This window comes from Phenylobacterium sp., from assembly GCF_041920015.1.
Classification (GTDB): Bacteria; Pseudomonadota; Alphaproteobacteria; order Caulobacterales; family Caulobacteraceae; genus Phenylobacterium.
This window is the reverse complement of sequence record NZ_JAYRST010000106.1, coordinates 1-9,258: the sequence shown is the minus strand read 5'-3', so window position 1 is coordinate 9,258 and position 9,258 is coordinate 1. Positions and strand designations below refer to the sequence as shown.

General features: G+C 68.7%; 8 protein-coding genes. All 8 read left to right on the top strand.

Annotated elements, in window-relative coordinates; genetic code table 11:
- Window positions 1–62: 62 nt before the first annotated feature.
- The 8 genes from infB to pnp all read left to right on the top strand — a co-directional run bounded on the left by infB (window position 63) and on the right by pnp (window position 9,216).
- Window positions 63–3,104: a translation initiation factor IF-2 gene (infB, locus tag ACE3TL_RS15680; RefSeq protein WP_374579605.1), complete on the top strand. Its 3,042-nt coding sequence runs from the start codon at window positions 63–65 to the stop codon at window positions 3,102–3,104.
- Between the two features lie 80 nt (window positions 3,105–3,184).
- On the top strand, window positions 3,185–3,727 hold the full coding sequence (locus ACE3TL_RS15675; RefSeq protein WP_374579604.1) for a lipocalin family protein: 543 nt from the start codon (window positions 3,185–3,187) through the stop codon (window positions 3,725–3,727).
- The gene (locus tag ACE3TL_RS15670; protein WP_374579603.1) at window positions 3,724–4,233 is read left to right on the top strand and encodes a DUF2939 domain-containing protein; all 510 of its coding nucleotides are present in this window, start codon (window positions 3,724–3,726) and stop codon (window positions 4,231–4,233) included. Before ACE3TL_RS15675 ends, ACE3TL_RS15670 begins: the two co-directional genes overlap by 4 nt.
- Window positions 4,234–4,272: 39 nt before the next feature.
- Window positions 4,273–5,070, top strand: a complete 798-nt coding sequence (locus ACE3TL_RS15665; protein ID WP_374579602.1) for a dienelactone hydrolase family protein — start codon at window positions 4,273–4,275, stop codon at window positions 5,068–5,070.
- A 99-nt stretch (window positions 5,071–5,169) separates the two neighbouring features.
- Window positions 5,170–5,607 (top strand): 30S ribosome-binding factor RbfA, encoded by a 438-nt coding sequence (gene rbfA, locus ACE3TL_RS15660; RefSeq protein WP_374579601.1) that lies wholly within the window; start codon window positions 5,170–5,172, stop codon window positions 5,605–5,607.
- The gene (gene truB / locus ACE3TL_RS15655) at window positions 5,607–6,551 is read left to right on the top strand and encodes a tRNA pseudouridine(55) synthase TruB (RefSeq protein WP_374579600.1); all 945 of its coding nucleotides are present in this window, start codon (window positions 5,607–5,609) and stop codon (window positions 6,549–6,551) included. The genes rbfA and truB overlap by 1 nt, the downstream gene beginning before the upstream one ends.
- Window positions 6,552–6,554: 3 nt before the next feature.
- Window positions 6,555–6,824: a 30S ribosomal protein S15 gene (rpsO, locus tag ACE3TL_RS15650; RefSeq protein ID WP_374579599.1), complete on the top strand. Its 270-nt coding sequence runs from the start codon at window positions 6,555–6,557 to the stop codon at window positions 6,822–6,824.
- A gap of 250 nt (window positions 6,825–7,074) precedes the next feature.
- Window positions 7,075–9,216 (top strand): polyribonucleotide nucleotidyltransferase, encoded by a 2,142-nt coding sequence (pnp, locus tag ACE3TL_RS15645; RefSeq protein ID WP_374579598.1) that lies wholly within the window; start codon window positions 7,075–7,077, stop codon window positions 9,214–9,216.
- The last annotated feature ends 42 nt before the right edge of the window (window positions 9,217–9,258 follow it).

Below are 9,258 nucleotides of genomic sequence, written 5' to 3'. Positions count from 1 at the left end.
CGCCTAGAGCTATTGGAATGTCCGTGGTCGGGACCGTCCCGGCCGATATGTAAAGCGAGCGCATGAGCGACGAGAACGACAACGGCCGGGCCCCTGGCGGGCGAGCTCCCCTGACCCTCAAGCCCCGTGGGGCTGGATCGGTCAGCGCGGGCACGGTGAAGCAGAGCTTCAGCCACGGCCGCTCCAAGACGGTGGTCGTGGAGACCAAGCGCCAGCGCACCCACCAGGCGCCGGCGGGCAATCTGGCCGCGCCGTCGTCGGCCGAGAAGCGCGCCTTCTCGCCGTCGCAGCCGTCCGCGCCGCGTCCGTCGCAGGGCGCCTCCGACGGCCACGGCCTGTCGGCCGAGGAGCAACGCGCCCGCCAGCGCGCGATCGAACTCGCCCGCGAGCATCAGGCCCGCCAGGTGGCCGAGCAGCGCGCCCGCGACGAACGCGCCCGCGACGAGGCCGAGGCGGCCAGCGCCGCCGCGGCGAAGGCCGCCGCCGCCCAGGCCGCGCCGCCGCCTGCTCCGGAAGCGCCTCCAGAAGCGCCCAAGGAAGCGCCGAAGGCGGTTGAGCCCGCTCCGGTCCAGGCCGAAGCCCCGACGCCGGCTCCGGCTCCGGCTCCGGCCGCGCCGCCTGCTGCGCCCGCCGCGCCGCGCGCCGAAGCGCCGCGTCAGGACGCCCCGAGGTCCCACACCGCCGCGCCCGGCCAGACCCGCACCTACGAACCCTCGCGCGAGCGTCGCGACGATCGTCCGACCACGACGACCTATCGTCCGGAACGCCCCGCGGCCCGCTACGACAACGTCAATTTCGGCCAGCGCGCGCCGCGCGCCGACGGCCCGCGCCCGCCGCGGGACGACCGCGCCCCACGTGACGATCGCGGCCCGCGCAGCGACCGTCCGCAAGGCGACCGCCCCCAAGGCGCGCGCCCGCAAGGGGACCGTCCGCGGCCCAGCGGCGAACCGGTCCGCTATTCGGCCCTGGCTCCGCGCCCGGCGCCGGCCCGTGCGGGCGAGCGTCCCGGCGGCCCGCGTCCGCCCCGTGGCGCGGCCCCGAACGCTCCGCCGGCCACGCCTGAAATCCAGCGCGCCACGCGCCAGGCTCCGCGCCCCGGCGGCGAGAGCCGTCGTCCCGACGAGGACGAGGATACCCGCCGCAAGGCCGCGGCCGCCCCGAACAAGGCGATCAGCCGTGTGAAGGGCGCCGCCCAGCGCCGCGAAGGCCGCCTGACCATCCAGGCCGTGGCCGGTGACGACGAGGGCGCCGTCGAACGGATGCGTTCGCTGGCCTCGGTCCGCCGGGCGCGCGAACGCGAGCGTGAAAAGCGCAAGGGCGGAGCCCAGGAGCAGGCCCGCGCCGCGCGCGAAGTCGTCATTCCGGACGTCATCACCGTGGCCGAGCTCGCCAACCGCATGGCGACCCGCGGCGTCGAGATCATCAAGTTCCTGATGCGTCAGGGCGTGATGCTGAAGATCAACGACGTCATCGACAACGACACCGCCGAACTGGTGGCCACCGAATTCGGCCACACGGTCCGCCGCGTCTCCGAATCCGACGTCGAAGAAGGCTTCCTCGGCGAGGAAGACACCGACGAAACCCTGGTCCCGCGTCCGCCGGTCGTGGCGGTCATGGGCCACGTCGACCACGGCAAGACCTCGCTGCTGGACGCTCTGCGTTCGGCCGACGTCGCCGCTGGCGAGCATGGCGGCATCACCCAGCATATCGGCGCCTACCAGGTGCGTCTGGCCAGCGGCCAGGCGGTGACCTTCCTCGACACCCCCGGCCACGCCGCCTTCTCGGCCATGCGCGCCCGCGGCGCGGATGTCACCGATATCGTGGTGCTGGTGGTGGCGGCCGACGACGGCGTCATGCCGCAGACGATCGAGGCCATCCAGCACGCCAAGGCGGCCGGCGCCCCGATTATCGTGGCGATCAACAAGATCGACAAGCCCGACGCCAATCCGCAGCGGGTGATTAACGAGCTGCTGCAGCACGAGATCGTGGTCGAGAGCCTGGGCGGCGACACCCAGGCGATCGAGGTCTCGGCGCTGAAGAAGACCGGCCTGGACAACCTGATCGAGGGCATCCTGCTGCAGGCCGAGGTCATGGACCTGCGGGCCAATCCTGACCGCACGGCCGACGGCACGGTCATCGAGGCCAAGCTCGATCGCGGCCGCGGCGCCGTTTCGACCGTACTGGTCAAGCGCGGCACCCTGAAGCGCGGCGACATCGTCGTGGCCGGGGCCAATTTCGGTCGCGTCCGCGCCCTGCTCAACGAGCGCGACGAACAGCTCGACTCGGCCGGGCCTTCGGTGCCGGTGGAGATCCTCGGCCTGGACGGGACGCCGATCCCCGGCGAAGCCTTCGCCGTGGTGGAAAGCGAGGCGCGCGCCCGCGAGCTGACCGAGTACCGTACCCGCCTGAAGCGCGAGAAGGCCGGCTCGCCGGTCGCCGCTGGCGTGACCATGGCCGACTTCATGGCCAAACTTCAGGACAAGAAGATCTCGGAACTGCCGCTGATCATCAAGGCGGACGTCCAGGGGTCGGCCGAGGCCATCGTCGGATCGCTGGACAAGCTGGCCAACGACGAGGTCCGCGCGCGGATCATCCTGCAAGGCGCCGGGGCGATCAGCGAAAGCGACGTCACCCTGGCCAAGGGCTCGGGCGCGCCGATCATCGGCTTCAACGTCCGCGCCTCCAAGCAGGCCCAGGCCCTGGCCGAGCGCGAGGGCGTCGAGATTCGCTACTACTCGATCATCTACGACCTGATCGACGACATCAAAGGCGTGCTCTCGGGCATGCTGGCGCCGGAGCAACGCGAAACCTTCCTGGGCAACGCGCGCGTCCTGCAGGTGTTCGACATCACCAAGGTCGGCCGGGTCGCCGGCTGCCGCGTCACCGAAGGCGTGGTCCGCCGCGGCGCTCGGGTGCGGATCATCCGCGAGGACATCGTGGTGCTGGAACTCGGCACCCTCAAGACGCTCAAGCGCTTCAAGGACGAGGTGGCCGAGGTCGGCTCGGGCGTGGAGTGCGGGATGTTCTTCGAAGGCTTCCAGGACATCAAGGAAGGCGACGTCATCGAGTGCTTCAACCTCGAGGAGGTCGCGCGCAGCCTTTAAGGCGCCGCGATCCTGTCGGACGGTTCGAGGGCCCCGGGAAACCGGGGCCCTTTTCCGTGCGGGCTGAAGCAGAGGGACCGATGCGCCTGATCCTCATCGCCTGGGCCTGCCTGGCCTTGGCCGCCTGCGTCGCCGGGCCGGTGGGCAATCGCGAGGTTCCCGAGCCCGCCAAGGCGGTCGACCTGCAGCGCTATCTTGGCCGCTGGTACGAGTTCGCGCGCTACGAAAACGCCTTCGAGAAGGACTGCGAGGCGGTCACGGCCGAATACGCCCTGCGGCCCGACGGCAAGGTCTCCGTCCGCAATAGCTGCCATGAAGCGATGGTCCGCGGGCCGCTCAAGGTGTCGGACGGCGTGGCGGTTCCAGCCGGCGACCGATTGGGCGCCAAGTTCAAGGTCAGCTTCTTCGGACCGGCGCTGCTCACCAACTACTGGGTGCTCGACCGCGCCGACGACTATGGCTGGGCGATCGTCGGCGAGGGTTCGGGCCGGTTCCTCTGGCTGCTGACGCGCGAGCCGCGCCCCAGCCAGGCGGTGCGCGAGGCGATGCTCGCGCGCGTCGAGCGTCTCGGCTACGACACCCACATGCTTCGCTACACTCAGCATCTGAGAACCGGTCCATGAAACGTCTCGTTGTCCTGCTCGGCCTCCTCGCGCTCGGCGGTTGCGCCACCGCCCAGCGGTTCGACGCGGCCAGCGACGTCCACGCCCTGCTGGTGTCGATCCGCGACGACGACCCGGCGGCGTTCGAGCGCCATGTCGACCGGCCGGCCCTCAAGCGCCAGATCGAGGCCCGGATGATGGGCGAGGCGCGCAAGGCCGGGGCGGGTGATGGCCTGGCCGCCCTGGGCGCGATCCTGGCGCCGACCCTGGCCGACGTCGCCGGCGACGCCCTGATCCGCCCGCGCGTGTTCCGCTCGGTCGCCGCCTATTACGGCTACGACGCGGCGACCCCGCTCCCCGGCCCGATGGTGATCGGCAGCCAGTTGAAGCCGCTCGGCGAGGGCCAGGTCTGCGCCACCCGCAAGAAGGACGGCCCCTGCCTGCTCACTTTCACCCAGGAAGCCGGGACCTGGCGGCTTTCCGGCTTTGAAGGCGATCTTTCGATGCTGCGCGCCAAGGGCCGATAGGCTTAAGTCTCATCCAACGCCGTCATGGGGGAGGGTGCGATGGGCTACGAAGCGGCCTTGGCCGGATACGAGAAGTTCGCGTTCGACGACGGCCGCTGGACGCGCGACGTCTACCGGCGAGGCTCAGGTCCGGCCGTCATCGTCATCCACGAGATGCCGGGCTTACATCCCCTGGTGATCCGCTTCGCCGACCGCGTCGCCGCGGCGGGCATGACCGTCTACTGTCCGCACCTGTTCGGCGAGCCGGGCCGCCCGGCGAGCCATCCGCTCAGCGCCCTCACCATGCTGGGCGGCATCTGCATCCGGCGGGAGTTCAACGTCTGGGCTTCGGACCGGTCGAGCCCGATCGTCGAATGGCTGAAGGCGCTGGCGCGCAAGGTCCACGCTGATTGCGGCGGCAAGGGCGTCGGCGCCGTCGGCATGTGCTTCACCGGCGGCTTCGCCCTGGCGATGATGACCGAGCCGTCCGTGGTCGCCCCGGTGCTGTCGCAGCCCTCCCTGCCGCTGGGCGCCAGCAAGCCCGAGCGTGCGGCCGGGATCGGCGCCTCCAAGGCGGAGGTCGCCTGCGCCCGCAGGCGGTTCGAGGACGAAGACCTGTCGATGATCGGCCTGCGCTTCTTCGGCGATCCCTTCGTGCCCGACGCCCGCTTCGACACCTATCGGCGCGAGTTCGGCGAGAAGTTCGAGGCCATCGAGATCGATCCCAAGGACGCGCGGCCCGGCGGGTTGAAGCATCCGCATTCGGTGCTGACCATCAATCTGGCCGAGGACGGCCCGACCAAGGCGGCCGAGGCGCGGGTGCTGGCCTTCTTCCAGGAGCGGACCGGCGCGGCCTGACGCTTTCCGGTGGACTTCGCCAGGCGGGAAGCCTAGAAGCCCGCCCTTCTCCTGAGCCGTCGCGTCCGATCCGCGCGCCAGGTCGCAAGAGGCAGTCCAATGAAACATACGACGTCCAAGGGCCGCGGCGCCCCGGCCGGGCCGTCCCAGCGCCAGCTCCGCGCCGGCGAACTCGTCCGCCACGCCTTGGTCGAGATTCTCCACGAGGAGGACTTCGACGACCCGACCCTGCACGGCATCTCCGTCACCGTGACCGAGGTGCGGATGAGCCCGGACCTGAAGCACGCCGTCTGCTTCGTCGAGCCGCTGGGCGGCGAGCACGCCGCCGAGGTGGTCAAGGGCCTGAACCGCCATACCAAGTTCCTGCGCGGCCGACTGGGACGCATGATCGACATGAAGTTCACGCCGGATCTGAAGTTCCTGCACGACGAGAGCTTCGACGAGGCCGAGCGCATCGGCCGCCTGTTCGACGATCCCAAGGTGCGCCAGGACCTGACCCCGCAGCCGCCGTCCGACTCCTGGAAGGACGAGGACTGATGGCCCGCCGCAAGAAGGGCGAGGCGGTCTCCGGCTGGATCAATCTCGACAAGCCCTACGACTTCGGCTCGACCCAGGCCGTGGGCCGCACCCGGCGGATCTTCAACGCCCAGAAGGCGGGCCACGCCGGCACGCTCGACCCGCTGGCGACCGGCGTCCTGCCGATCGCGCTGGGCGAGGCGACCAAGACCGTCTCGTTCCTGATGGACGCCGACAAGGCCTATCGCTTCACTATCGAATGGGGCCGCTCGACCGCCAGTTTCGACCGCGAGGGCGCGACCACCGCCACCTCCGACGTGCGCCCGACCAGGGACCAGGTCGAAGCGGTGCTGCCCGACTTCGTAGGCGACGTCCTGCAGGTCCCGCCGGCCTTCTCGGCCATCAAGGTGGACGGCGAGCGCGCCTATGACCTGGCCCGCGCCGGCGAGACGGTGGAGCTGAAGGCCCGCGAGGTCTCGATCTACGCCGCCCGCGTCATCGCCGCGCCCGACGCCGATCACATCGAGATTGAGGTGGAGTGCGGCAAGGGCACCTATGTCCGCGCCATCGTCCGCGACATCGCCGAAAAGCTGGGGGCCTGCGCCCATGTCAGCGCCCTGCGCAGGACCCGCGTGGGACCGTTCGGCGAGGATTCGGCGATAACGCTGGAATTGTTGGAAGATTTGGGCCATAAGGCCCGCTGCTCGGAGGCATTGCTTCCGGTCGAGACCGCCCTGGACGACATCCCGGAGCTGGCCGTGACCGCCGAAGACGCCTTCAAGCTGAAGCAGGGACGGCCGATCGTTCTCGTTCCCCGACAGGTCGAAGCGCTGAAGGCCCGGCTAACCCCCGGGACTCGCACCGTTTCAGCCATGGAGGGCGGTTCGCTCGTGGCGCTCTGCGAGATGCGTGCAGGCAAGCTCGAGCCTTCGCGGGTCTTTCATTTGAACCAGAGCGGAGACTAACCGATGTCGATCACGCTTGAGCGTAAGGCCGAACTCATCAAGACCCACGGCCGTTCGGAAGGCGATACCGGAAGCGCCGAAGTGCAGGTTGCGATCCTCTCGGAACGCATCTCCAACCTCACCGAGCACTTCAAGACCCACAAAAAGGACAACCACTCGCGCCGGGGCCTGTTGAAGCTCGTCTCCCAGCGCCGTTCGCTGCTCGACCACCTGAAGAAGTCCGACCAGGGCCGCTATCAGTCGCTGATCGAAAAGCTGGGCCTGCGCCGCTAAGGACCGATGAGGTCGGCCCCCGGGAAACCGGGGGCTTTGCGTATCAGGCCGCATCTACTGCGCCGCTTCCTTCGCGTCAGGCCGAAGGAGACAAAGCGGCGATCCAGGCGTTCCCAAGTCGGCGCGCCTGCTACACGCCGAGGGTTCCACAGCAATCCTCATCGCCTGATCGTCTGGAGAGGATTTCGGAACCCCGACGCCCTGTCCGCCCCCGTTGGGAATACGCCCGCGGGATGAGAAAGAAGCAGAAATGTTCGATATCAAACGCAAGACCATCGAGTGGGGCGGCAAGACGCTGACCCTCGAAACCGGCCGCATGGCCCGCCAGGCCGACGGCTCGGTGCTGGCCACCTACGGCGAGACCATGGTGCTGGCCACCGCCGTCTACGCCAAGAGCGCCAAGCCCGGTCAGGACTTCTTCCCCCTGACCGTCAACTACCAGGAAAAGTTCTACGCCGCGGGCAAGATCCCCGGCTCCTTCCCTCGTCGCGAAGGCGCGCCGAGCCAGAAGGAAACCCTCACCTCGCGCCTGATCGACCGTCCGATCCGTCCGCTGTTCGTCAAGGGCTTCAAGAACGAAGTCCAGGTCGTCACCACCGTCCTGGCGCATGACCTCGAGAACGATCCCGACATCGTCGCCATGGTCGCCGCCTCGGCCGCCCTGGTGATCTCGGGCGCGCCGTTCATGGGCCCGATCGGCGCCGCGCGCGTCGGCTACATCGACGGCGAGTACGTCCTGAACCCGACGCTCGACGAGATGAAGGAGTCGGCCATGGACCTGGTCGTCGCTTCGACGAGCGACGCGGTGATGATGGTCGAATCCGAGATCCAGGAGCTCAGCGAAGACGAGGTCCTGAAGGGCGTCATGTTCGCTCACAACGGCATCCAGCCGGTGATCGAGGCGATCATCGAACTGGCCGAGCACTCGGCCAAGGAGCCCTTCGAGTTCACCCCGGACGACACCGACGCCATCAAGGCCGAAGTGAAGAAGCTGATCGGCAAGGATCTGGCCGCGGCCTACAAGATCGTCGCCAAGGGCGAGCGTCATGCCGCCGTCGGCGCGGCCAAGGAAAAGGCCCTGGCCGCCCTGGCCAAGTCCGACACCAACCCGGCCGGCGTCGATCCGCTGAAGCTGGGCGGCGTGTTCAAGGAACTGGAAGCCGACGTCGTTCGCCGCAACATCCTGGACACCGGCATCCGCATCGACGGCCGCACCGTCGACAAGGTCCGCCAGATCGTCTCGGAAGTCGGCGTGCTGCCGCGCGCCCACGGTTCGGCCCTGTTCACCCGCGGCGAGACCCAGGCCCTGGTGGTCGCCACCCTGGGCACCGGCGACGACGAGCAGCTCATCGACGCGCTGGAAGGCAAGTACTACGAGAAGTTCATGCTGCACTATAACTTCCCGCCGTTCTCGGTGGGGGAGACGGGCCGCATGGGCGCGCCGGGCCGCCGCGAAGTCGGCCACGGCAAGCTGGCCTGGCGGGCGATCCGCCCGATGCTGCCGAAGAACGAGGAGTTCCCCTACACGATCCGCCTGGTCTCGGAGATCCTGGAGTCCAACGGCTCGTCCTCGATGGCCTCGGTCTGCGGCTCCTCGCTCGCCCTGATGGACGCCGGCGTGCCGCTGAAGAAGCCGGTCTCCGGCATCGCCATGGGCCTGATCCTCGAAGAGGACGGCTTTGCGGTTCTGTCGGACATCCTGGGTGACGAAGACCACCTCGGCGACATGGACTTCAAGGTCGCCGGCACCGAGGACGGCATCACCTCGCTGCAGATGGACATCAAGATCGCCGGCATCACCGAAGCGATCATGAAGCAGGCGCTCGAGCAGGCTCAGGCCGGCCGCAAGCACATCCTGGGCGAGATGGCCAAGGCCATGGAAGCGCCGCGCGCCGAGCTGGGCGAGTTCGCCCCGAAGATCGAGACCATGAAGATCGCGGTCGATAAGATCCGTGAAGTCATCGGCTCGGGCGGCAAGGTGATCCGCGAGATCGTCGAGAAGACCGGCGCCAAGGTCGACATCGGCGACGACGGAACCATCAAGATCGCCGCCTCCGAGCAGGCCAAGATCGATGCGGCCCGCGAGTGGATCAAGTCGATCGCCTCGGAGCCGGAAATCGGCGCGATCTACACCGGCAAGGTCGTGAAGATCGTCGATTTCGGCGCCTTCGTGAACTTCTTCGGCGCCAAGGACGGCCTGGTCCACGTCTCGCAGATTTCCAGCGAGCGTGTCGCCAAGGTTTCCGACGTGCTGCAGGAAGGCCAGTCCGTGAAGGTCAAGCTCCTGGGCTTCGACGACCGCGGCAAGACCCGCCTCTCGATGAAGGTCGTCGACCAGGAAACCGGCGAAGACCTGTCGAAGAAGGAAGAGGCGACGGCCGAAGAGGCCTGAACCTCTCCTGCCTGAGACTTTGCGAAGGGCGGCTGCGGTGAC

Excerpts from the sequence above, each read along its gene's own strand:
- ACE3TL_RS15670 (WP_374579603.1), top strand. The coding sequence starts at position 3,724 with ATGAAACGTCTCGTTGTCCTGCTCGGCCTCCTCGCGCTCGGCGGTTGC.
- ACE3TL_RS15675 (WP_374579604.1), top strand. The coding sequence starts at position 3,185 with ATGCGCCTGATCCTCATCGCCTGGGCCTGCCTGGCCTTGGCCGCCTGC.
- infB (WP_374579605.1), top strand. The coding sequence starts at position 63 with ATGAGCGACGAGAACGACAACGGCCGGGCCCCTGGCGGGCGAGCTCCC.
- ACE3TL_RS15665 (WP_374579602.1), top strand. The coding sequence starts at position 4,273 with ATGGGCTACGAAGCGGCCTTGGCCGGATACGAGAAGTTCGCGTTCGAC.
- rpsO (WP_374579599.1), top strand. The coding sequence starts at position 6,555 with ATGTCGATCACGCTTGAGCGTAAGGCCGAACTCATCAAGACCCACGGC.
- truB (WP_374579600.1), top strand. The coding sequence starts at position 5,607 with ATGGCCCGCCGCAAGAAGGGCGAGGCGGTCTCCGGCTGGATCAATCTC.
- rbfA (WP_374579601.1), top strand. The coding sequence starts at position 5,170 with ATGAAACATACGACGTCCAAGGGCCGCGGCGCCCCGGCCGGGCCGTCC.
- pnp (WP_374579598.1), top strand. The coding sequence starts at position 7,075 with ATGTTCGATATCAAACGCAAGACCATCGAGTGGGGCGGCAAGACGCTG.